Below are 25,391 nucleotides of genomic sequence, written 5' to 3'. Positions count from 1 at the left end.
CGCCTCTCAGGGCCGCGGCGCCCGCCCCTCAGTCGGCCCGGGGGCCGACCTCCGTCCCCTCTCCCGGTGCGCCCTCGGTGCGGTAGCGGTCCAGGGCGGTGACGAAGTACCGGGGCCGTCCGCCGTCCCCCTCCTCGTCCGCGTCGCCCTTCCCGTCCGCCCCGGTGTCGGTGAACGACGGTTCGTCCAGCGCGCCCACGACGCCGACCAGGCTCTCCCGCCCGCCCAGCGCGCACGGGTCGTCGGCCTCCTCCTCGGACACCCGGTAGACGGCGTAGGAGCGCGCCCCCTCGGCCGGATCCCACGACACCCGCACGTCGCCGTCGTCACCGCGCACCGCCCGCAGCCCCTCCACCGGGTCGGGGCGCCCCTCGCCGCCCTGGGCCTTCGGCGGCAGGGCCGGAAGGGCGTAGTGGTCCTCCTGGAGCCGCTTCATCGCCTCTTCGGCGCCGCCGCGCATGTCCTGCATGGAGAAGAACACGTCGCCGCCCACCTCGGGCAGGTCCCCGCTGTAGTCGAGCTGGCGGGCGAGCGCGTCCTCGCCCTTCCACGCCTTCTCCCCGTCCTCGCCGACTCGGTAGGCGGCCTGCCCGATGTACAGGTCGACGCCGGTGCCGCGCACCTCCTCGGCCCACCACGGCGCCAGCACCTCGTAGTCGGCGGTGGAGAACCCGCGCTCCCAGTACAGCTGCGGCACGATGTAGTCGACGGAGCCCTCCCGGATCCAGGCCCGGGTGTCGGCGTACTGGGCCGAGTACGACTCCAGGCCCTTGGTGTCCGAGCCGTCGTCGGCGCTGTCGGCGTTGCGCCAGATCCCGAACGGGCTCACCCCGAAGCGCACCCACGGCTTCGACTCGCCGATGGCCGTGTGCACGTCGGCGATGAGCGCGTCGACGTTGGAGCGCCGCCAGGCGCCGCGGTCCTCCGCGTCACCGCCGTGCTCCTTCCAGCTCGCGTCGTCGTCGAACTCCTCGCCGTCGGCCGGGTAGGGGTAGAAGTAGTCGTCGAAGTGCACCCCGTCCACGTCGTAGCGGCCGACGACGTCCATGACCACCCCGGTGACCCATTCGCGCACCTCGGGCAGCCCGGGGTCGAGCCACCCCTGGTCGTCGTACTCCACCAGCCAGTCCGGGTGCTCCACGGCGGGGTGGTCGTCGGCCAGCCCCTCCAGGTCGGGGTCGTCCCAGCCGACGCGGTAGGGGTTGAACCAGGCGTGCAGCTCCAGCCCGCGGGCGTGCGCCTCCTCCACGGCGAACTCCAGCGGGTCGTAGCCGGGGTCGCCGCCCTGGTCACCGGTGAGGTAGCGGGCCCAGGGCTCCTTGTCGGAGGCGTAGACGGCGTCGGCGGTGGGCCGCACGTGGAAGAACACCGCGTTGAGGCCCAGCTCACGGGCGTCGTCCAGCCGGGCGCGCAGCTCGTCCTTCTGCTCCTGGGCGTCCAGGCCCGGCTCGGAGGGCCAGTCGATGTTGCGGACGGTGGTGAGCCACACCCCGCGCATCTGCCGTTTGGGGAGGTCGGCGGTGTCCTCGCACTCGGCGGGGATGGGGCGGGCGTCCGCCGCGCCCGCGTCGGGCTCGGCGCCGTCCGGCGCCCCCGTGCAGGCCGCCAGGACCGGCAGCACCGCGGCCGTCGCCGCCCACCTCAGCAGCCTCCGCATGTCCCCCGTGTCCGCCTTTCCCGCACATGTCCCGCACCGCCGCCGATTCCCGGGACAGCCTAGCGGCGCCCGCGCGGCGCCCGCGCCCGGTTCCGCGCGCTTGGGCACGCCGCCCCCGCCGACTCCCTAGACTCGAATGTCGTGAGTGTCGCCTTTGCATCCCCGCCCCGCCTGGCCGTGCGCACCGTCGAGCTGCGCGACCGGCGCCCGCTGCTGTCCCACCTGCCCGCCGCCGCACCCCTGTGCTGGCTCCGCGGCGGTGACGGCCTGGTCGCCTGGGGCGAGGCCGCCCGCCTGGAGCTGCCCGCGGAGGGGGCTTCCGACGGGGTGCGGCGGTTCTCCGAGGCCGCGCGCCTGCTGCGGGGCCTGTTCGCCGACGCCGAGGTGGACGACGCGGTGGACCTGCCGGGCACCGGTCCGGTGGCGTTCGCCTCCTTCACCTTCGACGCGCGCTCGAACGGGTCGGTGCTGGTGGTGCCCAGCGTGGTGGCCGGCCGCCGCGGCGGGCACACCTGGCTGACCACGATCGGCGGCCACCGGCCCGGCTCCCACCCGCACCCGGGCGCGCTCACCGCCCCGGGGGCACCGCTGCGCCCCGTGGGGCCGCTGACGTGGGGGCCGGGCTCGCTGACGGCCGAGGAGTGGTGCGGGGCGGTCGGCGCGGCGGTCGACCGGATCCGGGGCGGGGGCCTGGGCAAGGCGGTGCTGGCGCGCGACGCCTTCGCCGACGCCGAGCGCGCCATCGATCCGCGCACCCTGCTGGGGCGGCTCGCGGCCGCCCACCCCGAGTGCTACACCTTCGCCGTGGACGGGCTGGTGGGCGCCACCCCGGAGCTGCTGCTGCGCCGCGACGGCGACCGGGTGGAGTCGCTGGTGCTGGCGGGCACCCGCCGCCGGGGCGCCACCGTGGAGGAGGACGCCGCGCTGGCCGAGGACATGCTCTCCTCGGCCAAGGACGGCGAGGAGCACCGGTTCGCCGTCGAGTCGCTGCGTGCGGCGCTGGGCCCGCTGGCGACGGAGGTGGTGGCGCCCGCGGAGCCCGAGCTGCTGCGCCTGGCCAACGTGCAGCACCTGGCGTCCCCGGCCTCGGCCGAGCTGCGCCCGGGGGTGTCGACGCTGGACGCCGTGGCGGCGCTGCACCCGACGGCGGCGGTCGGGGGCACCCCCACGGCGGAGGCGGTGGAGCTCATCCGCGAGCTGGAGGGGATGGACCGGGGGCGCTACGCGGGTCCGGTCGGCTGGATCGACGCGCGGGGGCGCGGCGAGTGGGCGATCGCCCTGCGGTGCGCGCACGTTTCGGGGTCGCGGGCGCGCCTGTTCGCCGGGTGCGGCATCGTGGCCGGGTCCGAACCGCAGGCGGAGCTGGCCGAGGCCGACTCCAAGTTCCGTGTGATGGCCGAGGCCCTGACCGACCGCTGAGGCCCCGCGGCCCGCCCGGCCGATCCGGCGTCGGTCTCGGGACGAACGACAGGGGAGAGATTCGGGGCGGGGAGAGCGGCGCCACGGGGGACGCGCTCGCGTCCGCGGAATCTCCGTCCGGCCAGATCAGTGCGATCATCACAGTGCAGGGGCGGCCGTGCCCCCGCATCGGCGCCCCGACCGGCGCCCTGCCCGTCGGGGGCGCCTCGGGCCGCCCGCCCATAGCGGGCGCGGCCGCCGAACGCTCCGCCACTCCAGCGGACGCCATCGGGGACGCGGCCCGGCGGGTGGCACCGCGGTCCCGGCACCCGGGCGCCCGACGGTCGCCGCCGATCCTTCGGCTCAGTCCGCCAGGGCCTCGAAGTCCTCGAACTCGAAGCCCGGGGCCACGATGCAGCTCACCAGCGCCTCCTCACCGACCAGCGGGCGCGCCGTCTGCCAGGTGCCCGCCGGGACGAGGATCTGCAGGTTCTCCCCCGCCTCCACGTACGGCCCCAGGACCAGCGGGCGCTCCTCCTCCGGCAGCTCCCCGGTGCCGCCCAGGACCAGCCGCAGCGGCCCGCCCCGGTTGAACACCCACAGCTCGTCGGAGCGGACCCGGTGCCAGCGCGACTCCTCCCCCGGGCACAGCAGGAAGTGGATGGCCGTGGCCGCGTGGCGCGGGCCGGGGTACCCCTCGGGCCGGGAGCTGACCGGCGATCGCCACGTCTGCCGGTACCACCCGCCCTCCGGGTGCGGCACCAGGTCCAGGGCCTCGGCGGTGGGGCTGCGCCGCACCACGCCGGTGTAGCGGCCCCACGGGTCGCGGCGCAGGTAGCGCACCCCGACCACGGCGGCGCGCGGGATGGGCCCGAACACGTGCGGGAAGAGCACGTCCGGGTCGGCCCCGGGCGGCGGCGCCGGGGAGGGCGCCTCCCAGCGCACCTCGGCGTCGACCATCCCGCTGTCCACGACCAGGGCCACCATCTGCTCCTCGGTCTCCCGGTAGAACGCGTTGGCGACCGCCAGGAGGGTGGCCTCGTCCGGGGAGGCGTGCACGAACCCCTCGCTCCGCAGGGAGTCGGCGTCGATGTCGCCGCCCGCCTCCCACCGTGCGTGCTCGGTCATGTGGAGGATGTAGCCCATGCGCCGACGCTACCAAGCCTGTGAGCGGCGACACCCCGCGACTCCCGGCCTTCACTCGGGGCGGGGCGGCGCACTAGCCTTCGAGGAGCGGCACTGGTGGGATCTTTGAGCCGGTCCCCCGGCGGCCGCGTACAGCCACACGGCGCGGGCCACCCGCGCCCCCGCCCGCTCCGGCGGGTGGAGGAACACGCATAGGCAGGGAGCCGACCTCATGGCACAGCATTTCGACGTCGTCGTCCTGGGCGCGGGCCCCGGCGGCTATGTGGCGGCGATCCGGGCCGCCCAGCTCGGCCTGAAGACGGCGGTCGTGGAGGAGAAGTACTGGGGCGGCGTCTGCCTCAACGTCGGCTGCATCCCCTCCAAGGCCCTGCTGCGCAACGCGGAGCTGGCCTACACGCTCTCGCGCGAGGCCGACACCTTCGGCATCGAGTTCGGCGGGAAGGTCTCCTTCGACTACGGCAAGGCCTACCGCCGCAGCCGCGACGTGGCCGACGGCCGCGTCAAGGGCGTGCACTTCCTGATGAAGAAGAACAAGATCACCGAGCTCAACGGGCGCGGCACCTTCACCGGCCCCACGGCCCTGGAGGTCTCCGGCCCCGACGGCACCGAGCAGGTCACCTTCGACAACGCGATCATCGCGGCCGGGGCCTCGCCGAGGCTGCTGCCCGGCACGTCGCTGTCGGACCGGGTGGTCACCTACGAGGAGCAGATCCTCGCCGACGAGGTGCCCGCCAGCATCATCATCGCCGGGGCCGGGGCGATCGGCCTGGAGTTCGCCTACGTGCTGCGCAACTACGGGGTCGAGGTGACCCTGGTGGAGTTCCTCGACCGCATCGCGCCCACCGAGGACGAGGAGGTCTCCGCCGAGCTGGCCCGCCACTTCAAGCGCCTGGGGGTGGAGGTGCTCACCTCCACCCGCGTGGACACGGTGGAGGAGTCCGGCGGAAAGGTCCGCGCCGCGGTGACCGGGCCCGACGGGGCCCAGAAGACCCTGGAGGCCGACAAGCTGCTGCAGGCCATCGGCTTCGCCCCGAACACCGGGGGCTACGGGCTGGAGGCGGCCGGGGTCGAGCTGACCGACCGGGGCGCCGTCGCGGTGGACGCGCGCGGGCGCACCAACGTGCCGGGCGTGTACGCGATCGGGGACGTCACCGCGAAGCTGATGCTGGCGCACACCGCCGAGGCGATGGGCATCATCGCCGCCGAGACGATCGCCGGTGCGGAGACCCAGGAGATCGACTTCCGGATGATCCCCCGGGCCACGTACTGCCAGCCGCAGGTCGCCTCGTTCGGCTACACCGAGGCCCAGGCCCGGGAGGCCGGGTTCGACGTGCAGGTCGCCAAGTTCCCGATCATGGCCAACGGCAAGGCCCACGGCCTGGGCGACACCCGCGGCTTCGTGAAGGTCCTGGCCGACGGCAGGTACGGCGAGCTGCTGGGCGCGCACATGATCGGCCCGGAGGTGACCGAGCTGCTGCCGGAGCTGACCCTGGCCCAGCAGTGGGACCTGACCGTGCACGAGGTGTCCCGCAACGTGCACGCCCACCCGTCCTTGAGCGAGGCGGTGAAGGAGGCCGTGCACGGCCTGGCCGGGCACATGATCAACCTCTGACGCGCGCGCCGAGGGGCGCCCGCCCGCAGGTCGGGCGCCCCGGCAGGATGGCACGTGGTGTGCAGTGCCATCTCCCCCTACGAGCCGGGGACGGGCGTCGCCCCCCACGGCGGCGGGAGTGACCTGGTCTTCCCGCACGACTGTTCGGCGAGCGCGGCGGCGCCCCGGAGGCCCGGTGAGAGGACCCCCTTGGGCCGGCTGCTGCGGCGGGCCCAGCGCCCCTGGCAAGCCCTCCGGCGACAGCCCCCCGGGGCGGGGCCGCCCCGCGGGCTCCATGGCGGACGACGGCTCTGCGCCGCCGGTCGCACACGTTGAGAATCGCAGCGGATTCCCCAAGCGCACCTGCCTCCCCGGAACAGTGGGGGCTCCCGGGCGCCCAAGGGGTCGTCCCGGGGCGCCCGACCGATCGGGTACGGGCGCGGGCCCGTCTCCCGGGCGGCGGGCGGACCGCCCCCTCCGCAGGGCCGGTCCCGGGCGGCGGGCGTTGCGCACACGGCCCGCGCACCGTGCCCTATGCCTCCAGGTGCAGGCCGGAGTCCATGGCGGCGAAGGCACGGCGGACGTGGCCCGGTAGCTCTCCGGGCGCGCACGTGGGCAGCCACTCGTCCACCGCGCTCCTCCACGCCACCACACAGAACTCGACCAGCAGCCGCGGCTCCAGGCCGTCCTGCAGGTCCAGCCGCCGCCGGATCTCCGCCTGCATCTCGGCGCAGTGCAGCAGCGAGTGGCCCTCCAGCGCCGGTGACTCGGCGGCCAGCCGGATCGTCGTCGCAAACCTCCGGTGCCAGTCCTCGTCCATGCGCGCCAGCGCGGCCAGCAGCACGTCACGGAAGACGTCGCGCAGCGGCCCGCTCCTCTGCTCCTCGTCCAGGACCTCCAGGAAGACGCTCCACAGCTCCTTCACGGCGGTGAGGGCCACGTCCTCCTTGGAGCGGTAGTAGCGGAAGAACGTCCGCCGCGACACCTCCACGGCCGCGAGCAGCTCGTCGAGCGGGGTCGCGTCGAACCCGCGCTCGCCGAACAGCGCCACGGCGGCCTCCGCGAGGGCCTGGCGGGTGCGGATCTTCTTGCGTTCGCGCAGCGATGCGGGCGGGGCGGGGTGCGTCATCGGGGCTAGTGTAGCGCGGCCGCCGCGGCGTGGCGTATGCTCCACTGACGCAAATGCCACTGAGTGGCATTTTTATCGGAGGAGTCCCCATGCGCGCACTCGTCATCGACCACGCCGCCCCGACCCATCTGGCCATGGCCGAGGTCCCCGACCCGGTCCCCGGGCCGGACGAGGCCCTGGTGCGGGTCGAGGCCGTCTCGCTCAACTACGGGGAGGTCGCCGACGCGGCCGCGGAGCACGCACCGGACGGGACGGTCATCGGCTGGGACGCGGCGGGGGTGGTGGTCCGCCCGGCGGCCGACGGGTCGGGGCCGCCCGAGGGCGCCCGCGTCGCCACCCTCGGCCACGCGGGGTGGGCGCGGCTGCGGGCGGTCCCGGCGCCCCTGGCCGGCACCCTGCCCGACGGCGCCGACCCGGGCGCCGCCGCCACCCTCCCGGTCGCGGGGCTCACCGCCCTGCAGGTGCTGCGGCGCCTGGGGCAGCTCGTCGGCCGCCGGGTCATGGTCACCGGCGCGACCGGCGGCGTCGGACGGTTCGCCGTCCAGCTCGCCGCACGCGCCGGGGCCCAGGTGGTGGCGGTCAGCCGGGACCCCGCGTCCGAGGGGGTGCTGCGCGCGCTCGGCGCGGACGAGGTCCGCACCGCCGCAGCGGACGTGCGCGAGCCGGTCGCGGGGGTGGTCGACAACGTCGGCGGGCCCACCCTCGTGGACGCCTTCGCCGCCCTGGAGGCCGGGGGGACGCTGGTGAACGTGGGCCGCAGCGCGGAGGCGGCGGCCGTGCTGNCGGCGCCCGCCATGACCGTTCGATCCGCACGTTCCACCTTCTGGGCGCGCCGGTCCCCGACTTCTCCGGCGACCTGTCCTGGCTGGCCGCCGAGGTCGTCTCCGGCCGCCTGGACCCGGGCATCGTCCGGCGGGACCCGTGGACACGCCACGAGGAGGCGGCGCAGGCCCTCCTCGAAGGCCGCCTGCGCGGCAAGGCCGTCCTCGACGTCGACTGACGTCCCGCGGGGGCGGGCGAACCCTTCCACGTGGCGGGGATCTCCGAGCCGCCATGTGCGCACGGCCGGTGAGGCCCCCAGGGCGGAGTCCGCCCCCTTCGGAGGCCTCACCGGCGATCCGCCACAGACGGGCGGCCGACAGTCGCCCCGCTCCCGCAGACACCGTCCACCGCGAACGGGCCCACCCTGTTCCCTTCCAGTGCCCTGGCACGCCCAGCACTCATCCGCACCCGGGCCCGGCATGGANGGTCGCGCCTGCCGTTGGCGGGCCACCGAAGGCCGACCGCTGACACGCGGTGCGCCGAGTCAGCGCACCGAACACAGAGGCAGGGCCGCCCCAAGGCCGTGACGATCGCGCCAGCCTGGGCGAACGGACACGGCCCTACTCCAGCGGACGTATCCCACGGCGCTCCACGGAACGGGCCCGGGGCGCTGCAGAAAGCCGTGCCGATCCCAGTAGCGTGATCCGCATCTACCCGATCCTGCGCGGGCACAGCCCGTTGCCACGTGGGCGCAGGGCGGATGCAGGTCCGAACAGGCCGGGCGGATCGCGTCCTGCAAAGCGTCCTGCAATGTGGTGTAACCAAGTCCGAATCTGCACTGCAATGAGCACCAAACGGCTGGGACAGCACGGGAACTCGCGTTCGGACTTCATCGGAAAGTCGCACCACTCCGGCGGACATGACCGCCGGGCAGGACGGCGTCCACTGACGGGCGAGCGAAGGCGACTCGCCGACAGACGGGACGCCGATCAGGACACCGATACAGAGGCGGGGCCGCGCTAACGTCACGACGGTCGATCACGTCGGCCCGGACGGACGGAGATCGCACCGCCGCAGCCAACGCAGCCCTCGGACGGGCTGTGTCGCTTGGAGCGGAACGTCCGCGGCCGCGGCGGCGCCTTCCCGGGCGGGTTGCGGCATCGACCGCCCCCGGGAAGCTCACCCCTCCAGGGCGCGGTCGACCTCGCGTTGTATGCGGGCGCGCAGGGCCGCCGAGTCGGACCGGCCGGTGCGCACCTCGATGAGGCGCAGGCCCTCCCCCAGCAGTGCCTTGGGGAGGTCGCTCGCCCACTCCAGGCGCGTGTACCCCACGTCGGCCATGGCCGCCACCCGCTCCATCGACACCCCGTGCGGCGTGCCGAAGACCCGCTCGAAGTCCGGGTGGCCCGCCTGCTCCAGGCCCGAGAATATGCCGCCGCCGTCATTGTTGACCACCATGACCGCGAGGTCCGGTCTCGGCTCCTGCGGGCCGATCACCAGGCCGTTCTGGTCGTGCAGCACCGCGAGGTCCCCCAGCAGCGCGTACCCGGGCCCGCCGCCCTCGGCCTGGTGCGCCAGCGCCGCGCCCACGGCCGTGGAGACGGTGCCGTCGATGCCGCTCACCCCGCGGTTGCCGATGATGCGGGCGCCGCAGCGCGCGTCCATGGCGGCGTCCAGGTCGCGGATCGGCATGCTCGACCCGGCGAACAGCAGCGCCCCGTTGGGCAGGTGCGCGGCCAGGTCCCGGGCCAGCCGGGGCTCGCTGAGCGCCTCCTCGGCGTCGAGCACCCGGTCGACGGCGGCCCGCGCCGCCGCGTCGGCGCGCCGCCAGGACGCCGCCCACGCGGTGTCCGGGTCGGCCCCCTCGGGCGCGGCGACCGCCGGGACGACCTGGCAGGCGGTGCGCACCGGGTCGGCGAAGTGGCGGGGGTCGCCCACCGCGATGTGCTGCCGGGCGGTGCGCAGGTAGGACATGAGCTGCCGGGACAGCCCCGGGCGCCCGACGCTGACCACCAGGTCGGGGACGTGCTCGCGGGCGAACGCCGGGTTGGCCAGCAGCTCGCGGTAGGCGGAGGCGGCCCCGGCGCGGCGCGCGTTGGAGGTGGGCTCGGCCAGCAGCGGCCACCCGGTGCGCGCCGACAGGGCGAGGTAGGGGACCGGGTCGTAGTCGCCGTCGCCGCACACGATCACGCCGCGCTCGACCGCGGGGGCGCGCACCGGTTCGGGCTCGGAGGGCACGGCCGGGCCGGCGAACCACGGGGCCCCGTCCGCGCGCCCGTCCAGCGGCTCGGGCCAGGCCGGGGCGTCGGGCCCGTCGTCGGGCACCAGGGGGTCGCGGAAGGCCAGGTTGAGGTGGACGGGCCCGGGGTGGTCGGGGCCGGTGGCCGCCCAGGCGCGGCAGGCCAGCGACCTCCAGTAGGCCACCATGCCCGGCACCGGCTCGGGCACCCCGGCCTCGGTGAAGAACCGCACCGCGGGCCCGTAGAGGCGGATCTGGTCCACCGTCTGGTTGGCGCCGGTCCCGCGCAGCTCCGGCGGCCGGTCGGCGGTGAGCACGAGCAGCGGCACCCCGGCGTGGTCGGCCTCCATCACCGCCGGGTGGAAGTTGGCCGCCGCCGTGCCCGACGTGCACACCAGCGCGACCGCGCGGCGCGAGGCGCGCGCCAGGCCCAGCGCGCAGAAGCCCGCCGACCGCTCGTCGATGCGCACGTGCACCCGCACCCCGGGGTGGGCGACCAGGGCCAGCGCCAGGGGGGTCGAGCGCGACCCCGGGGCGACGACCGCCTCGGCCAGCCCGCAGCGGGCGAGCTCATCGACGAGGACCCGCGCCATCGCGGTCGAAGGATTCATGCAGCACAGCTCTCACGTAGTCGTCTTCAGGCCAGTATCGGCGGAACACCCGCCGAACCCCCCGTCGGGTGCAACGGATCGCCGCGCCCGCTCGGTCCCGCACCGGGTGCGAGAATCCCCACGTCCCCGATCCCCTGCCCGGGGTGCAGGCCGTAGCCCCGCGAGCAACAAGGGTCGCACCACTGAGCCGTACGTGCGCGGGGCGCCCGCCGCGTCACCGGGCCGGTTCCGGTGCTGTGTGCGGCGTTTCGCGCGGCTCCGGCGCAGCGGACGGCGTTTCGGCCCCGTGGGCCCCGCGGGCGCCGTCCTCCCGACCGCCGCCTCCGCGGCCGCAGGCTCCCCGAACGGCGCCGCGGCTCCGCGCCCCCGGTGCGGGCGCCGCACCCGGGACCGCTCGGCGCAGGCCACGCCCCCGGCGTGGTGTGACCATCGTTCGTCCGCGCCAGCGCGACCGCCGTCCCCGGCGACGGTCCGGACCCGTCTTCAGGGGCCCCGCCAGGGCCCGACGGCCCAGGCGTCCCGTGGTCTCCGCCCCGCTGCGGCACTCGTCGCTCCCCCTTGCTCCGATGCGCCGACGCACCAGAAGTGCGGGCGTGTCCACGCCTGTTCCCTCCCGTAGGGCCGCCACACCCCCGAACCGCTTCGGACCGCCCCGGGACCCGTTCCGGGTGCGCCGCTCACCCCGCCGCCGCGCGCGCGGCGGCCATGCGGTCCCGCCACCCCTCAGGGGCGGTCTCCACGGCCTCCAGCAGGTCCGGGTCGACCTGCGGCCTGCGCACGGGGAGCGCCCCGTCCACCGGCAGCATCGGGTCGGCGCACACGTCCGCGGTCAGCAGCTGCACCGTGGCCAGCCCGCACGCGTAGGGCAGCTCCGGCAGCGCCGCCGCCAGGGCGACACCGGCGGCGATGCCCACCGACGTCTCCACGGCGCTGGAGACCACGGCGGGCAGCCCGCACGCCTCGGCCACCCTCAGGGCGGGGCGCACCCCGCCCAGCGGCTGCACCTTCAGCACCACGATGTCGGCGGCCTCGGCGGCGCGCACGCGCAGCGGGTCCTCGGCCTTGCGGATCGACTCGTCGGCCGCCACGGGGACGTCCGTGCGCCGCCGCACATGCGCCAGCTCATCCAGCGTCGGGCACGGCTGTTCGGCGTACTCCAGGTCGAACCGGTCCAGCGCGCGCAGCATCCGCACCGCCGTGTCGGCGTCCCAGCCGCCGTTGGCGTCCACGCGCACCCTGCCCGAAGGTCCGAGCGCGCCGCGGACCGCCTCCACACGCTCCAGGTCCTCGGACGGGTCCTGCCCCCGCTCGGCCACCTTCACCTTGGCGGTGCGGCAGCCGCCCGCGGCGACGATGCGCTCGGCCTCCTCGGGCCCCACGGCCGGGACCGTCACGTTCACCGGGACGCTCCCGCGCACCGGCTCGGGCCAGCCCTCCTCGGCCGCCTCACGGCAGGCGGCCCACCACCGCGCGCACTCGGCGGGCCCGTACTCGGCGAACGGGGAGAACTCCCCCCACCCCCGAGGCCCGCGCACCAGCAGGCCCTCCCTGCTGCGCACGCCGCGGAAGCGCGTCCTCATCGGGATCGAGAACGCCCGACCCGCCGCGTCCCGTCCGGCCGTCCCGCCCATCGCGGCCCCTCTCCTCGACCCGGCACCGTGCGAGTGGGCCCCGACCCAGGGGGTGTTACGCGGGTCACGGCCTACTGCGCGACGCCCAGGCACGGCCCTCGCTGCGTTCTCATCAGTCGACAGCCTGCTGACCGACTCTCCCACCGGCCGCGTGACGCCGCCGGCGCCTCCTACGGCCATGACCCGCGCAACACCCCCTAGCGACCGGGGCCGCGGCCCGGATCAGGGACGGCGCGGGAAGCGCTCGAACTCCGGACGCCGCTTCTCCTTGAAGGCGTCCCGGCCCTCCTGGGCCTCCTCGCTCATGTAGTAGAGCATGGTGGCGTCCCCGGCGAACTGCTGCATGCCCGCCGCGCCGTCGCTCACCGCGTTGATCGCGCCCTTGAGCATGCGCAGCGCCAGCGGGGACTTCTCCAGCATCTCCCGGGCCCAGGCGACGGTCTCCTCCTCCAGGCGCTCCAGCGGCACCACGGTGTTGACCAGGCCCATGTCCTGGGCCTCCTGGGCGCCGTACTGGCGGCAGAGGTACCAGATCTCGCGCGCCTTCTTCAGGCCCACGGTCTCGGCCAGCAGCCAGGCGCCGTATCCGCCGTCGAACGAGCCGACCTTGGGGCCGGTCTGGCCGAACCGGGCGTTGTCGGCGGCGATCGTCAGGTCGCAGCACACGTGCAGGACGTGGCCGCCGCCGATGGCGTACCCGGCGACCATGGCGACCACCGGCTTGGGCAGGCGGCGGATCTGCACCTGCAGGTCGAGCACGTTGAGCCGGCCGATCCCCTGCCGGGCGACGGCGTCGTCGCCCATGTAGCCGTCCTCGCCGCGGATCTTCTGGTCCCCGCCGGAGCAGAAGGCCTTGTCGCCGGCGCCGGTGAGGATGATGACGCCGACCTCGGAGTCGTCCCGGGCGGCGTTGAAGGCGTCCTGCAGCTCGAACAGGGTCTGCGGGCGGAAGGCGTTGTGCACCTCCGGCCGGTTGATCGTGATCTTGGCGATGCCCTCGGCGGTCTCATAGATGATGTCGGAGTACTCGCCCGACCGCTGCCACTTCACGCCACTCACGATCCCGTCATCTCCTCAAGCCAGACGTCGGCCATTGCTGTGTACCGCCCCGCCGGGCCGCGCCCGGTACCGGCCGGTACGTCGGACGAGCTTAGTAGCCCGCGGGGGCGCGGCCGCACGCCCGCCCCGGTGGGATACCCTCGGGGGACGTGCCGGAACGACCATTGCACGCGCTCCTGGGCCCCGAGCCCGCGCGCCTGAGCGAACACCTGGCCGCCGCGCTCGACGGGAGCGGACCGGCCCTGCTGCCGATCGACCCCGCCCTGCCCGAGCCGCGTGTGCGGGCCCTGCTGGAGGCCGTGCGCCCCGCCGCCCTGCACACCCCCGAGGGGGTGCGCACGCTCGACGGCGCCGAGCCGGTCCCCGACGGAACCGCCCTGGTCATCGCCACGTCCGGGTCGACCGGTACGCCCAAGGGCACGGTGCTGTCCGCCTCCGCCCTGCTCCACTCGGCGCGCGCCTCCACCGACCGCATCGGCGCCCGGCCCGGGGACCGCTGGCTGTGCACCCTGCCCACCGCCCACATCTCCGGCCTGCAGGTGGTGCTGCGCGCCCTGCACGGGGGCACCGAGCCGCTGCACGTGCCCTTCGACACCGGCGCCGTCATGGCCGCGGCGGCCGAGCACCGCCCGCACGTGTCCCTGGTCCCCACCCAGCTGCGCCGCCTGCTCGCCGCCGGTGCCGACCTGTCCCTGTTCGGCACGGTGCTGCTGGGCGGCGCCGCCGCGGAGGGGCCCCTGCTCCGGGCCGCCCGGGAGGCCGGGGCGCGGGTGGTGACCACCTACGGCATGAGCGAGACCTGCGGCGGGTGCGTCTACGACGGCCGCCCGCTGGACGGGGTGCGGGTGCGCACCGACGGCGAGGGCCGCATCCTGCTGTCGGGGCCGGTGCTGTTCTCCGGGTACCGGGGGGCCGCCGCCCCGGCCGACGGCGGGCTGCTCCGCGACGGCGAGGGGCGGCCCTGGCTGCGCACCGGCGACCTGGGCGCCCTGGACGGCGACGGGGTGCTGCGGGTGCGCGGCCGCGCCGACGACGTCATCAACACCGGCGGCCACAAGGTCGTCGCCGGGGAGGTGGCCGGGGTGCTGGCCGCCTTGGACAGCGTCGCCGAGGCCGCGGTGGTCGGCCGCCCCGACGCCGAGTGGGGCGAGCGCGTCACCGCCGTCGTCGTGCCCGCCGACCCGGCCGCGCCGCCCGCCCTGGAAGAGCTCCGCACCGCCGTCCGGTCCCGCCTCGCCGCCTACGCCGCGCCCCGGGAGCTCGACCTGCGCACCCGGCTGCCGCTGCTGGCCTCGGGAAAGCCCGACCTGGCCGCCCTGCGGACACCGCCGACCGACCGCGATTGACGCGCCCGCGCGCGGGCAGCATGATCATGAGCGGACGGACGGATCCGGCGAATCGGGGGAACTCAACGCGCCCCGCGGGCGTCTACACGGCAGACCGCTCCGTATCGGCGCCCCAGGGCGGCCGCCGGTGCGGGGATCCGGATCCGTCCCCGGGGGGAAGTGGTACCCGCCGTCTCCAGGGGTCGGCCGCGGCCGGGAGCGCCCGTCCGCCGCTGAACCCGCCGTGCGCAACATCCCTGGCCGTGACCTGAACCACGACCGGCGATATCCAATCGAGACCGGGAACATTTGACTCTCTGACACGTTAGACATATTGGCGCGCCAAGACGGCGGATCCAGGCCGCCGCGTGCCACACAGGTCTTGGAAGGGAGGGAGGTGCCTTCATGACGCGCACTGCCCTAGCCACTTCTCCCACGGTGGCGGACATCGCGGACGGCAACGCGGCCGCGTCCGCGGCTCTGGACGAGCTGATCACCCGAGGGCGCTCCCAGGGACACCTGTCCCTGTCGGAGCTGCGTGCCGCGTTCACCGAGGCCGGGATCAACCCGGCCGACGGCCGCTCCATCCTCCGGGAGCTCGCCGACTCCGGGGTGCGGCTCGCCAACGGGGGCGAGGACGGCGGCACGGTGGAGGCGGTCGACGGCGCGGTCGAGGCCGTCGATGCCGACACCGAGGACGAGGCGCTCGAGGACGCCCTCGACACCGCCAAGGCCACGGCGCGCGGAAAGGGCACCGAGGCGGCCGTCGAGGTCGAGGCCGACCTCGACGACCAGTCCCCCGCCATGGGCGACTCGGTGCACACCTACCTCAAGGCCATCGGGCGGCGCCAACTGCTGACGGCCGAGCAGGAGGTGGACCTGTCCAAGCGCATCGAGGCGGGCCTGTACGCAGAGTACCGCCTGGGGGTGCTGCCCGAGGCGCCCGAGCCGGCCGGGATGTCCGCGGCCGAGCGCGAGGAGCTGGAGTGGGTGGCCGAGGACGGCCGCCAGGCCAAGCAGCACATGCTGGAGGCCAACCTGCGGCTGGTGGTCTCGGTCGCCAAGAAGTACAGCGACCGCGGCATGTCCCTGCTGGACGTGGTCCAGGAGGGCAACCTCGGGCTGATCCGCGCGGTGGAGAAGTTCGACTACGCCAAGGGCTACAAGTTCTCCACCTACGCCATGTGGTGGATCCGGCAGGCGATACAGCGCGGATTCGCCGACTCGGCGCGCACCATCCGGCTGCCCGTGCACGTGCTGGAACTGCTCAGCAAGGTCAGCCGCCTGGAGCGGGACATGCACCAGACGCTGGGCCGCGAGCCCACCCCCGAGGAGCTGGCCCACGAGCTGGACAAGACGCCCGCGCAGATCGAGGAGCTGCTGCGGGTCACCCGCCAGCCGATCAGCCTGGACTCGACCATCGGCGAGGACGGGGAGACCCGCATCGGCGACCTGATCGAGGACATCGACGCCTCGGAGGCCTCCGAGGTGGTCGACCGCCAGCTCATGGCCGACCAGCTGCGCCGCGCGCTGGACGACCTGGAGCCGCGCGAGGCCACCATCATGTCGCTGCGGTTCGGGCTGATGGACGGCCGCCCGCGTACCCTCGACGAGATCGGCAAGCACCTCGGCCTGACCCGGGAGCGGATCCGCCAGCTCGAGAAGCAGTCGCTGTCCAAGCTGCGGCACCCCAGCCGCGCGCAGCAGCTGCTGGACTTCGCGAGCTGACCCGGACCGGCACCTCCCGGAACCGCATACAAGGCCCCGCGCCCGCCCTGTGGCGGGCGCGGGGCCTTTCTGCGGGCCTCTTCACCGCCGGGCCCGGCGCGGCCCGCCCTGCGCGCGTCACCGCCGCCGGCCCCTGGGGGCGCGGCGGTGCGACGGCGCGGCGGCGCTCAGGGAAGACCCTGATTCCTCCCTGGGACCGTGCCCGCTCCCCTCCTCCACGGGCACGCGTTCGGGGAGAATCGGAGGCATGACAACGCAGAACGCCGATGGGCCCCCACCTCGCGCCGCCAGGGACGAGGTCGCGGCCGCACTGCAGACCAGCCGGGAGCTCGGCCCCGAGTACGACGAGGCCGTGGCCGCCTCGCTCGCCGAGAAGCTCGACACGGCCATCGAGGCGCGCGTGCGGGAGCACGTGGCGGCCGCGCGGACGGCCCCCGACCGGCTCACCCCTCAGGAGCAGTGGAAGAGCCCGCGGCTGATCATGGGCATCATCACCATGGGCGTCGCGATCCCGCTGACCGCCATCAGCGCCGGGATGATGGGCAGCGGCGGGGTGGTCCTGGCCTGGGCGGGGCTGCTCACGCTGTACTTCATCTCCATCGTCGGCCTGGGACGGCGCTGAACGCAGGGCACCGGCCGCCCGTATCCGCCCGGGAACACGCCCGCGCCCCCGGCCGCGCGCCGCTGTGCCCGACGCCCCGGGCCGCCCCGGACCGCCCCGCCACAGGGGCCTCCCGCCGCCCGGCGCCGCTCATCCGGACCCGCCATTGCCGCTATCGTGGGTCCGTACGACGGCACGGGGGCGACGGCGCCCCCAGCACCCCGGGGAGACCGTGAGCGCCCAGCCCGCCGAACAGAACGTCAGCGCCCGCGAACGCAACGAGCGGCGCCGCCGCGGACGCATCCTCCGTGCCGCGGCCGCCCTCGCCGCCCGCGGCGGGCTGGAGAACGTGCACATGCGCGACGTGGCCGACCGCGCCGACGTCGCGCTGGCCACGCTCTACCGCTACTACCCGTCCAAGACGCACCTGATGGTCGCCGTCCTGGCCGACGAGATCGCCTCCCTGGACGAGTCCATCCGGCGGCGCCCCCTGGTGGGCGAGGCCCCCGGCGAGCGCGCGGCGGCGGTGCTGGTCCGCACGGCCCGGTGGATCATGCGCGAGCCCGACCTGGCCGACGCGATGCTGCGCGCGGCCAACTCCGCCGACGCCTCCGTGGTGGACTGGCGGTCGGCCGTGCAGGACCGCCTCACCTCGGTCGTGCTCTACAGCGCCTACGGCCCGGAGGCGGCCGAGGAGCCCGGCGAGCGGTCCCGGCTGCTGGCCCGGGCGCTGCACGAGGTGTGGACGCAGGAGCTGGTGCTGCTGCTGCACGGCTCCACGACCCTGGACGAGCTGGAGACGACCATCAGCGAGGTCGCGCCCCGCCTCCTGGACGACCGGCCCGCCGACACCCGGTCCTAGTACGTCGGCGGCGCGCCCCTGAGGCACTCCGCCGGGACCCTGCACCGGCAAGCGGCACCTGCCCCGCCCTTGTCGTTGATCTCGGCGATGGTGCTGTCAAACCAGCGGTTTTGGCAGCACTTCCGTCGAGATCAACGCAGGGGGGCGCCCTCAGTCGGCGGTCTCGGCCTGGCGCAGCGCCGCGGCCACGATGTCGAGGGCCTCTTCCCGGTCCAGGCCCAGGCGTGAGACCGCCTCGGCGTACACGCGCGCGGCCGCCACCGCCTCCTCGCGCTGGGCGTCGCCGCCGGCCGCCACGAAGGTGCCCGAGCGGCCGCGGGTCTCCAGCACGCCCGCCTGTTCCAGCTCCCGGTAGGCGCGCGCCACGGTGTTCACGGCCACCGACAGCCCGCCCGCCAGGGCGCGCACCGTGGGCAGCTTGTGCCCGACGGGGATCTCCCCCTCGGCCGCGGCGTTCGCGATCGCGGCGCGGATCTGCTCGTAGGGAGGGACCCGCGAATCCGGGTCGATGTCGATGAAGTCCGGGACTTCGGTCGCCACTGCCAGTCCTGCCGTCCTCGGTCCGGTCCGCCCCGCGCTCGCCAGGGCCCTGTCACGGCCCGCACGGGCCGCCGGGGCGGCCGGCCTCGGCCCGCCCCCTCCCCCCGATCCTGCCATCGGGGAGGGGGCGGCGCACCTCAGACCCCGGCGGGGCGGCGGGGAACCCGCTCCACGCCCTGCAGGCGGTGCCGCTCGCGGGCGGTGAGCAGGCGCTCGGCGCGCTCGGTGGCCACGCGCACCTCGGGGCGGGCCAGGCGCTTGCGCCGGTAGATGCGGTCGGAGTAGCCGCGCTCGCCGACCAGCACCCGCTCCTGGGCGTAGGCCGCGCGCACGGCGTCGGTCAGGGCCGTGTCCAGCACCTTGCCCAGCCGGTTGAGCTCCTCCACGCCGACGCCCTCCTCGTGGGCGGCGGCCAGCGCCGACTCGGCCGTGGCGACCGCCTCCATCAGCTCCGGCAGCCGGGCCGCGTGCTCGCGGTCCTCGCCCAGGCGGCGCCGGTCGTCCTCGTCGCCCTTGCGACCGAACAGACCCATGCTCACTCCCCATCGTCCTCGTGATCGCGCTCGTGCCGACCGTCCCACACTCTAGTGTGTCGGGGATCACGGCGGCGAGGCGGATGCGTTCCCATGGCGCCGCTTTACTGGGTAGATCTAAAGTGGCGCCCGTGAGCCGAAACAACGCCGGTCTGAGCACCGACCGCATCATCGTCGAAGCCCTGCGCATCATCGACGGCCAAGGGCTGCGGCGGCTGACCATGCGCCGCCTGGGCGACGCCATGGAGGTGGAGGCCATGGCGGTCTACCACCACTTCCCGCTCGGCAAGGAGCAGCTCTTCGAGGCGATCGCCGAGTACGTCACCGACGTGCACCGCGCCCGAACGGCGGAGGAGGAGGCCGATGCGGCGCTCGGCGAGGAGGACGGCGCCGGGCAGGGCGGTGCGGACACCGGGGCCGAGGACGCCGCCGACGAGCGCACCTGGGACGAACGGCTGCGCTCCTGGGCCCAGGACTACCGGGCGGCTCTGCTCAAGCACTCCGGAGCACTGCCGCTGCTGATCAACCGCCGCCCCGACACCGAGGCCGCGGTGCGCTCGCTGGAGCTGCAGTACGCGGCCTTCAGCGAGGCGGGGCTGGAGGGGCAGGACGTGGTGAACGCGGCGGCGGCGCTGGAGTCGTACGTGACGGGCGCGGTGGTCCACGAGGTGCGCGCGGGCGGCCTGGAGAGCCCGCACCCGGCGCGCCTGGACGGCCGGTTCCCGACCGTCACCGGCCTTCGGCACACGGCGCTCGACCACGAGCAGGCCTTCACCGAGGGCCTGGAGAGGCTGCTGAAGGGGCTCGTACCCGGCGGCTAGGGGCCCGGGGCCGCCGCCCGGCCGCGCCCTCTGGAGCGGTGGAATCCCCGTCCGACCAGGGCAGCACGGCGGTCACGGCATGGGGGCGGGGCCTGGCCGCTCTTGGACCACTGGCCGGTGACCCGCCGTCGGGCGCCCCGGGTGCCCGGCATGTGGCACCCGGGATCACCCCCTCGCGCCTCCTCGCGCCCGGTCGGGGCCTCGGGCCCGGCCTCCGCCGCGCCACCGCCTCCCTGCGGCCTGCCAGGCGGCCACCTGCCAGGATGTGGGGGCCCGACCGCCGCCCCCGCGCTCAGGGGACCCGGCCCCCGCCGGGCCGCACACGCCTCGGCGGACACCGCCCCTCGATCACCGGCCGCTGAGCGACTCCTGGGCGACGATGGCCGCCTGCACCCTGCTCCTCAGGTCGAGCTTGGCCAGGATGCGGCTCACGTGCGTCTTGGCCGTGGTCTCCGTGATGCCCAGCCTGCGCGAGATCTGGCGGTTCGACAGCCCCTCGCCCACGCAGCGCAGCACCTCCCGCTCGCGGGCGGTCAGCTGCTCCAGGGCCTCGGCCGCCGCCTGCGGCCGGGCCGGGCGCTCGGCGCGCTCCGCCCTCCCGCCGCCCGGCCCGGCGAACTCGGCGATCAGCCTGCGCGTCACCGCCGGTGCGATCATCCCCTCCCCCCGGGCCACCACCCGCACCGCCTCGACCAGGTCATCGGCCTCGATGTTCTTCAGCAGGAACCCGGCCGCACCGGCCCGCAGCGCCCCGAAGACGTACTCGTCCAGGTCGAACGTGGTCAGCACCAGCACGTCGGTCCCCGAGCCCGCCAGTTCGCGGGTGGCGGCGATCCCGTCCTTGCGGGGCATGCGCACGTCCATCAGCGCCACGTCCGGGCGGGTGCGCCGCACCGCGGCCACCGCCTCCTCGCCGTCGGAGGCCTCGGCCACCACCGTGACGTCCGGCGCCCCGTCGAGGATCATCACCAGGCCGGACCGGACCGCCCACTGGTCCTCCGCCACCACGACCCGGATCACCGCCCGGCCTCCGTCCCGCCGTGGGCCTCCGCCCCGTCCGACGCGGCGCCCTGCGCGGAGCCGCCGGACGGCTCCAGGAGCGCGCACGGCAGTTCGGCCCGCACCCGCCACACGCGGCCGTCCGCGCTCGGGCCCGCGGTGAAGCCCCCGCCCAGCAGGACCGCCCGCTCGCGCATGCCCACCAGGCCCATCCCCGCCCCCATCGGGTCCGGCTCGGCGGCGCCCCCGTCCGGCAGCGGGTTCTCCACGGTCACGACCAGCGTCCCGGCCCGCCCGTCCGGCGGGTACGCCAGGCCGATCTCCACCCGGCGCGGAGCCGCGTAGCGCTGGGCGTTGGTCAGCGACTCCTGCAAGATCCGGTAGGCGGCCGCGTCGACCTGCGGCGCCAGCGGGCGCGGCTCCCCGTGCTCGCGGACCTCGACCCGCATCCCCGCCTCGCGGGCCGTGCGCACCAGCAGGTCCGCCTCGTCGACACGGGGGGTCACCCGCTCCTCGGCGGGCCGCTCCCCCGCCCTGAGAACCCCGATCATCCTGCGCATCTCCTCCAGTCCCTGCACGCTGTTGTCCCGGACGACCTCCAGCACGCGGCGGGTCAGGTCCGGGTCGGGGGTCGTGCGCGAGAGGGCCGCCGTGGACTGCACCGCCACCGCGCTCATGTGGTTGGCGATCACGTCGTGCAGCTCGCGCGCCACCCGCGTGCGCTCCTCGGCCACCGCTCGGGCGCGGTCCAGCTCGGCCATGCGGACCCGCTCCTCGGCCCGCTCGCGCTCCAGGTCGGCCCGGCCCCGGTGCTCGCGCACGCTCCACCCGGTGACCACCGGCATCGCGAACACCATCACGTACAGCCCGACCACCTGGAGCAGTCCCAGGGCTCCTCCTATGAGGGATCCGGCCGCGTAGGCCCACGCTCCCACGGCCAGCACGGCCGCGCCCCCGACGGCGGTCCCGGTCAGCGCGCCCAGCGCACTGCGCCTGCGGCCCCACACGCACGCCGCGTACAGCAGGTCGCCGTAGGCCAGGTACACCCCGCTGGACGGCCCGAACGCGGCGTCGACCACGAGCACCGCGGTCCCGGCGGCCAATGCGGCCCCCGGGGCGGTGCGGCGCAGCAGCATCAGCGCGGACATCGCCGCCACGGTCGCCAGCAGCACGCCCGGCACGGCGCCGTCACGGTGGAAGTAGGCGCCCAGCGCCCAGAGCAGCACGCCCAGCGACAGGTGCACCAGGGCCCACAGGACGCTGCCGATGTACAGCCGCCCGCCGAGGAGCGCGCGGTCCCCGTGCACGGCGCCCAAGAGCCCGCCCCTGCCCGCCAGGGCGCTGCGGATTCCTCTGATCACGGCCACCATCCCAGCACGGACGGAGCCCCGGTACGTACTCCGAAGGTCGTAGGGCGATCTCGTCCCCGCGCCGATGCGCTCGGCGGGCGTCCCGGCGATGCTCGTCACGGCACATCGGACGACTCTGAAGGCTCTCCGCGATGATCGTGGCATTCATCCTCGTCTGCGAAGCGATGTTCTGGGTCCTGCTGCTCGGCGGCCTCGGCGCGCGCTACCTGCTGCGCAACCGCGGGCTCAGCACGGTCCTGCTGCTGCTCGTGCCGGTGCTGGACGTGGTCCTGCTGGCGGCGATCTCCCTGCACCTGGCGTCGGGCGCCGACGCCGAGGCGGGGCATGGCCTCGGCGCGCTCTACCTGGGCTTCACCGTGGCCTGGGGGCACCCGCTGATCCGCTGGGCCGACGCGCGGTTCGCGCACCGGTTCGCCGGGGGCCCTCCGCCGCCCAAGCCTCCGAAGGCGGGCGCGGCGGGGGTGCGCCACGAGGCGGTCGCCTGGCTGCGCACCACGGCCGGGTGCGCGATCGGCGCGGCCGTCCTCGCGGGGCTGATCTGGCTGGCGGGCGACCCGGAGCGCACGCAGGTGCTCGGGGGCTACTTCGCCACCCTCGGCATCGTCATGTTCTGGAACACCGTGATCGGCGTCTGGGGTGCGGTCGCGGCGATCACCGCGGACGACCCCGACGACTCTGCGGGGGAGCCCGGTGCCGGGGCCGGAGGGCCGCCGCCGCACGCGGCCGTGTCCGCCCCCGCCCCGGGGGCCGCCCCTGGTGCGGGCGGGCAGGGGACGGCCGCCCCGCCGTCCCCCGTACAGACCGCGCCCCCGGCCGCCCCTGGGGCCGCTCCGGGTCGGCGGCGGCCTCCGCTGTGGGTCGGCGCCGTCCTGGGGACCATCGGAGGACTGTCCCTGGGCTACCACTACATCGGCGCGCTGACCGACGGCGCCGCGGCCGGCTCTCCTCCGCTGCACGCCCTGGTCCAGCTCGCCGCGGGGGCCGCCCTGGTCTCCTGGAACCTCCTCAAGCGCTTCCGGTAGGGCGGGCCGGAACAGCGCCCTGAGGAGCCGAAGGGGGCGGCGGGCCATCGGCCCGCCGCCCCCTTTCGTCGCCTGTGGAGAGCGCGCCTATGCGGCCTCCCCGCCTTCGGCGCGCAGGCGGACCCGCTCGGCGCGGTGCTCGCGGGCCTCGTCCGGGTCCAGGACGGGGGCGGCGTTCAGCAGCGAGCGCGTGTACTCGTTCTGCGGATCCTCGTACACCGAGTCGCTGTCGCTCAGCTCGACGACCTTGCCCTTCTGCATGACCGCGACGCGGTCGCTGACCTGGCGCACCACCGCCAGGTCGTGCGCCACGAAGATGTAGGTCAGGTCGAAGTCGTCCTGCAGCTCCGACAGCAGGCGCAGGACCTGGTCCTGCGTCGACACGTCCAGGGCCGAGACCGGCTCGTCGCAGATCACCAGCTTGGGCCGCAGGATCAGCGCCCGCGCGATCGCGATCCGCTGGCGCTGGCCGCCCGAGAAGGCGTGCGGGAACCGGTTGTAGTGCAGCGGCTCCAGGCCGACCCGCTCCAGCAGCTCCTGTACCCGCCGCTTGATCAGCTTGCCGTCGGTCTCGCCCTGCACCCGCAGCGCGGTGCCGATGCTGTCGCCGATGGTCAGCCGCGGGTTCAGCGACGAGTAGGGGTTCTGGAAGATCATCTGCACGTCCCGGCGCAGCGGCCGCAGGCTGCGCTCGGAGATGTGGGTGATGTCGCGCCCCTCGAAGACCACGCTGCCCTCGGTGGGCTCCAGCAGCCGCATGACCATGCGCGACAGGGTCGACTTGCCGGAGCCGGACTCGCCGACCACGCCCAGCGTCTCGCCCTTGTACAGGTCGAAGGAGACCCCGTCGACGGCGTAGAAGTCGGTGCTCTTGCCCATCATGCCGCCGCGCACCCGGAAGCGCATGCGCACGTCGTCCACCGACAGCAGCGGGTCCCGCTCCGGGTCCCACGCGGCGTCGGCCTCGGGCAGGGCCGTGGCGCCGGTGCGCTCCGCGGCCGCCGCCTTCTTCACGGGCTCCTCGGCGGGCTGGGCCGCGGTCGTCCCGGCGGCCGCGTCCCCGGCCCCCGCGGCGTCCCCGGCCGCCTCGGCGGCGCGGTCGGCGCGGATCTGCGCCCGGCGCTGGGCGCGGGACACCTCCACGCGCGGCACGGCCGCCAGCAGCGTCCGGGTGTAGGGGTGCTGGGGCGAGGAGAGGACCTGGCGCACCTCACCGCGCTCGACCGCCTTGCCCTTCTGCATGACCAGGACCTCGTCCACGGACCCGGCGACGACCGCCAGGTCGTGGCTGACCAGGATCAGCGCCATGCCCAGGTCGCGGCGCAGGTCGTCGAGCAGGTCGAGGATCTGCGCCTGGACGGTGACGTCCAGGGCGGTGGTCGGCTCGTCGGCCAGCAGCACCTTGGGGTCGCACATCAGCGCCATGGCGATGATGACGCGCTGGCGCATGCCGCCGGAGAACTCGTGCGGGTAGGAGTTGATCCGCCGGGACGGCTCGGGGATGCCCACCCGGTCCAGGGCCTCGATCGCACGCGCCTTGGCCTGCGCGCCCGTGGCCTTGGGCCGGTGGGTGCGGTAGGCCTCGACGAGCTGGTTGCCGATGGTGTACTGCGGGTGCAGCGAGGACATCGGGTCCTGGAAGACCATGGCGATGTCGTTGCCCCGCATCTGCCGGATGCGGGCGTTGGAGGCCGACACGATGTCGGTCCCGGCCACCTCGAGCCCCCCGGTGATCCGGGCGCGGGTGCCGCGGTGCAGGCCCATCAGCGCCAGCGAGGTGGCGCTCTTGCCGGAGCCCGACTCGCCGACGATGCCCAGGGCGCCGCCGGGGGCCACCTCGAAGGAGAGGCCGTCGACGGCGTGGACGTCGCCGTCCATCGTCGGGAAGGTGATGGAGAGGTCCTGGACGAGCACCGCCGGCCCGGCGGCGTCCTGTCCTGTGCCCGTGGTCGTCATTGCCGGTCTTTCCTTCGGGTCGGGCCCCGGCCGCCGCGGCGGCGCGGGGAGCGGGAGTTCGTTGTCCAGGTCCTCAGCCGGCCACGCGCACCCGCGGGTCGACCCAGGCGTAGAGCAGGTCGACGATGAGGTTCGCGACCACCACGAAGAAGGCGCCGAACAGGGTGACGCCCAGGATGACGGGGAGGTCCTGGGAGATGATCGCCTGCACCGCGTAGCGGCCGATGCCGTTGAGCGAGAACACGGTCTCGGTGAGCACCGCGCCGCCCAGCACCAGGCCGATGTCCAGACCGAAGATGGTGACGATCGGGGTGAGGGTGGGGCGCAGCCCGTGCTTGAGGATCACCTTCCACTCGGGCAGGCCCTTGGCGCGCGCCGTGCGGATGTAGTCCTCGCCCATCGTCTCCAGCA

The 25,391-nt window shown here is 75.1% G+C and carries 21 protein-coding genes and 1 pseudogene; 10 read left to right on the top strand and 12 right to left on the bottom strand.

Going from position 1 to position 25,391, the window contains the following annotated elements; genetic code table 11:
• Positions 1-28: 28 nt before the first annotated feature.
• Positions 29-1,657, bottom strand: coding sequence for a glycoside hydrolase family 10 protein (locus D476_RS0112915; RefSeq protein WP_017624355.1), 1,629 nt, complete (start codon positions 1,655-1,657; stop codon positions 29-31).
• A gap of 141 nt (positions 1,658-1,798) precedes the next feature.
• Here D476_RS0112915 and D476_RS0112910 point away from each other — a divergent pair, with 141 nt between their 5' ends.
• Entirely contained in the window at positions 1,799-3,076 is a 1,278-nt protein-coding gene (locus tag D476_RS0112910) for an isochorismate synthase (RefSeq protein ID WP_026123464.1), read from the top strand.
• Between the two features lie 342 nt (positions 3,077-3,418).
• Here D476_RS0112910 and D476_RS0112905 read toward each other — a convergent pair whose 3' ends face one another.
• A complete protein-coding gene (locus D476_RS0112905) occupies positions 3,419-4,201 on the bottom strand; it encodes a cupin domain-containing protein (RefSeq protein ID WP_017624353.1) in 783 nt (260 codons plus the stop codon).
• Between the two features lie 211 nt (positions 4,202-4,412).
• Between D476_RS0112905 and lpdA the strand changes: the two genes are divergently transcribed.
• Positions 4,413-5,813 carry a dihydrolipoyl dehydrogenase gene (gene lpdA / locus D476_RS0112900; RefSeq protein ID WP_017624352.1) on the top strand — a complete coding sequence of 467 codons (1,401 nt, stop codon included), beginning with the start codon at positions 4,413-4,415 and terminating at the stop codon, positions 5,811-5,813.
• 51 nt (positions 5,814-5,864) lie between these two features.
• Positions 5,865-6,128: pseudogene (locus D476_RS40095) on the top strand (hypothetical protein); the annotation flags it as partial.
• Positions 6,129-6,324: 196 nt separating this feature from the next.
• On the opposite strand, the gene D476_RS0112895 reads toward D476_RS40095, so the two are convergent.
• Positions 6,325-6,921 (bottom strand): TetR family transcriptional regulator, encoded by a 597-nt coding sequence (locus tag D476_RS0112895; RefSeq protein ID WP_017624351.1) that lies wholly within the window; start codon positions 6,919-6,921, stop codon positions 6,325-6,327.
• Positions 6,922-6,974: 53 nt separating this feature from the next.
• Here D476_RS0112895 and D476_RS33125 point away from each other — a divergent pair, with 53 nt between their 5' ends.
• On the top strand, positions 6,975-8,270 hold the full coding sequence (locus tag D476_RS33125; protein WP_449289403.1) for a zinc-binding dehydrogenase: 1,296 nt from the start codon (positions 6,975-6,977) through the stop codon (positions 8,268-8,270).
• Between the two features lie 592 nt (positions 8,271-8,862).
• Here D476_RS33125 and menD read toward each other — a convergent pair.
• The 3 genes from menD to menB all read right to left on the bottom strand — a co-directional run bounded on the left by menD (position 8,863) and on the right by menB (position 13,226).
• Positions 8,863-10,533, bottom strand: a complete 1,671-nt coding sequence (gene menD / locus D476_RS0112885; RefSeq protein ID WP_026123463.1) for a 2-succinyl-5-enolpyruvyl-6-hydroxy-3-cyclohexene-1-carboxylic-acid synthase — start codon at positions 10,531-10,533, stop codon at positions 8,863-8,865.
• A 677-nt stretch (positions 10,534-11,210) separates the two neighbouring features.
• A complete protein-coding gene (locus D476_RS0112880) occupies positions 11,211-12,164 on the bottom strand; it encodes an o-succinylbenzoate synthase (protein ID WP_017624349.1) in 954 nt (317 codons plus the stop codon).
• 222 nt (positions 12,165-12,386) lie between these two features.
• Positions 12,387-13,226 (bottom strand): 1,4-dihydroxy-2-naphthoyl-CoA synthase, encoded by an 840-nt coding sequence (gene menB, locus D476_RS0112875; protein ID WP_026123462.1) that lies wholly within the window; start codon positions 13,224-13,226, stop codon positions 12,387-12,389.
• 146 nt (positions 13,227-13,372) lie between these two features.
• Between menB and D476_RS0112870 the strand changes: the two genes are divergently transcribed.
• From D476_RS0112870 to D476_RS0112855, 4 genes are all read left to right on the top strand, one after another.
• Entirely contained in the window at positions 13,373-14,569 is a 1,197-nt protein-coding gene (locus D476_RS0112870) for an AMP-binding protein (RefSeq protein WP_026123461.1), read from the top strand.
• A 384-nt stretch (positions 14,570-14,953) separates the two neighbouring features.
• Positions 14,954-16,276, top strand: a complete 1,323-nt coding sequence (locus D476_RS0112865) for an RNA polymerase sigma factor (RefSeq protein WP_026123460.1) — start codon at positions 14,954-14,956, stop codon at positions 16,274-16,276.
• A 247-nt stretch (positions 16,277-16,523) separates the two neighbouring features.
• Positions 16,524-16,898, top strand: a complete 375-nt coding sequence (locus D476_RS0112860; RefSeq protein WP_017624345.1) for a hypothetical protein — start codon at positions 16,524-16,526, stop codon at positions 16,896-16,898.
• 211 nt (positions 16,899-17,109) lie between these two features.
• Positions 17,110-17,739: a TetR/AcrR family transcriptional regulator gene (locus D476_RS0112855; protein ID WP_017624344.1), complete on the top strand. Its 630-nt coding sequence runs from the start codon at positions 17,110-17,112 to the stop codon at positions 17,737-17,739.
• A 150-nt stretch (positions 17,740-17,889) separates the two neighbouring features.
• Here the strand turns inward: D476_RS0112855 and D476_RS0112850 are convergent, their stop codons facing one another.
• Positions 17,890-18,279 (bottom strand): GntR family transcriptional regulator, encoded by a 390-nt coding sequence (locus D476_RS0112850; RefSeq protein WP_017624343.1) that lies wholly within the window; start codon positions 18,277-18,279, stop codon positions 17,890-17,892.
• A 137-nt stretch (positions 18,280-18,416) separates the two neighbouring features.
• Positions 18,417-18,812 carry a hypothetical protein gene (locus D476_RS0112845; RefSeq protein WP_026123459.1) on the bottom strand — a complete coding sequence of 132 codons (396 nt, stop codon included), beginning with the start codon at positions 18,810-18,812 and terminating at the stop codon, positions 18,417-18,419.
• 122 nt (positions 18,813-18,934) lie between these two features.
• Between D476_RS0112845 and D476_RS0112840 the strand changes: the two genes are divergently transcribed.
• On the top strand, positions 18,935-19,633 hold the full coding sequence (locus tag D476_RS0112840; protein ID WP_017624341.1) for a TetR/AcrR family transcriptional regulator: 699 nt from the start codon (positions 18,935-18,937) through the stop codon (positions 19,631-19,633).
• Between the two features lie 348 nt (positions 19,634-19,981).
• Here D476_RS0112840 and D476_RS0112835 read toward each other — a convergent pair whose 3' ends face one another.
• Both D476_RS0112835 and D476_RS0112830 read right to left on the bottom strand, forming a co-directional pair.
• Positions 19,982-20,653 (bottom strand): response regulator, encoded by a 672-nt coding sequence (locus D476_RS0112835; RefSeq protein ID WP_017624340.1) that lies wholly within the window; start codon positions 20,651-20,653, stop codon positions 19,982-19,984.
• Positions 20,650-22,101 carry a sensor histidine kinase gene (locus D476_RS0112830; RefSeq protein ID WP_239648690.1) on the bottom strand — a complete coding sequence of 484 codons (1,452 nt, stop codon included), beginning with the start codon at positions 22,099-22,101 and terminating at the stop codon, positions 20,650-20,652. The genes D476_RS0112835 and D476_RS0112830 overlap by 4 nt, the downstream gene beginning before the upstream one ends.
• Before the next feature lie 32 nt (positions 22,102-22,133).
• Here D476_RS0112830 and D476_RS0112825 point away from each other — a divergent pair, with 32 nt between their 5' ends.
• Positions 22,134-23,024: a hypothetical protein gene (locus tag D476_RS0112825; protein WP_017624338.1), complete on the top strand. Its 891-nt coding sequence runs from the start codon at positions 22,134-22,136 to the stop codon at positions 23,022-23,024.
• 87 nt (positions 23,025-23,111) lie between these two features.
• Here the strand turns inward: D476_RS0112825 and D476_RS0112820 are convergent, their stop codons facing one another.
• Together D476_RS0112820 and D476_RS0112815 are read right to left on the bottom strand one after the other, a co-directional pair.
• Positions 23,112-24,980, bottom strand: coding sequence for an ABC transporter ATP-binding protein (locus D476_RS0112820; RefSeq protein ID WP_017624337.1), 1,869 nt, complete (start codon positions 24,978-24,980; stop codon positions 23,112-23,114).
• Between the two features lie 73 nt (positions 24,981-25,053).
• Positions 25,054-25,391: ABC transporter permease (locus tag D476_RS0112815; protein ID WP_026123457.1), on the bottom strand; the 338-nt coding region annotated here is incomplete at its 5' end.

This window comes from Nocardiopsis chromatogenes YIM 90109 (assembly GCF_000341185.1).
Lineage (GTDB): Bacteria > Actinomycetota > Actinomycetes > Streptosporangiales > Streptosporangiaceae > Nocardiopsis_A > Nocardiopsis_A chromatogenes.
This window is presented reverse-complemented; position numbering and strand designations above follow the sequence as displayed.

Bases quoted from the DNA above. Each gene is read 5' to 3' on its own strand.
- D476_RS0112880 (WP_017624349.1), bottom strand. From the start codon at position 12,164: ATGGGCGGGACGGCCGGACGGGACGCGGCGGGTCGGGCGTTCTCGATC.
- D476_RS0112820 (WP_017624337.1), bottom strand. From the start codon at position 24,980: ATGACGACCACGGGCACAGGACAGGACGCCGCCGGGCCGGCGGTGCTC.
- D476_RS0112895 (WP_017624351.1), bottom strand. From the start codon at position 6,921: ATGACGCACCCCGCCCCGCCCGCATCGCTGCGCGAACGCAAGAAGATC.
- D476_RS0112845 (WP_026123459.1), bottom strand. From the start codon at position 18,812: ATGGGTCTGTTCGGTCGCAAGGGCGACGAGGACGACCGGCGCCGCCTG.
- D476_RS0112860 (WP_017624345.1), top strand. From the start codon at position 16,524: ATGACAACGCAGAACGCCGATGGGCCCCCACCTCGCGCCGCCAGGGAC.
- D476_RS0112825 (WP_017624338.1), top strand. From the start codon at position 22,134: ATGATCGTGGCATTCATCCTCGTCTGCGAAGCGATGTTCTGGGTCCTG.
- D476_RS0112865 (WP_026123460.1), top strand. From the start codon at position 14,954: ATGACGCGCACTGCCCTAGCCACTTCTCCCACGGTGGCGGACATCGCG.
- lpdA (WP_017624352.1), top strand. From the start codon at position 4,413: ATGGCACAGCATTTCGACGTCGTCGTCCTGGGCGCGGGCCCCGGCGGC.
- menD (WP_026123463.1), bottom strand. From the start codon at position 10,533: ATGAATCCTTCGACCGCGATGGCGCGGGTCCTCGTCGATGAGCTCGCC.
- D476_RS0112915 (WP_017624355.1), bottom strand. From the start codon at position 1,657: ATGCGGAGGCTGCTGAGGTGGGCGGCGACGGCCGCGGTGCTGCCGGTC.
- D476_RS0112905 (WP_017624353.1), bottom strand. From the start codon at position 4,201: ATGGGCTACATCCTCCACATGACCGAGCACGCACGGTGGGAGGCGGGC.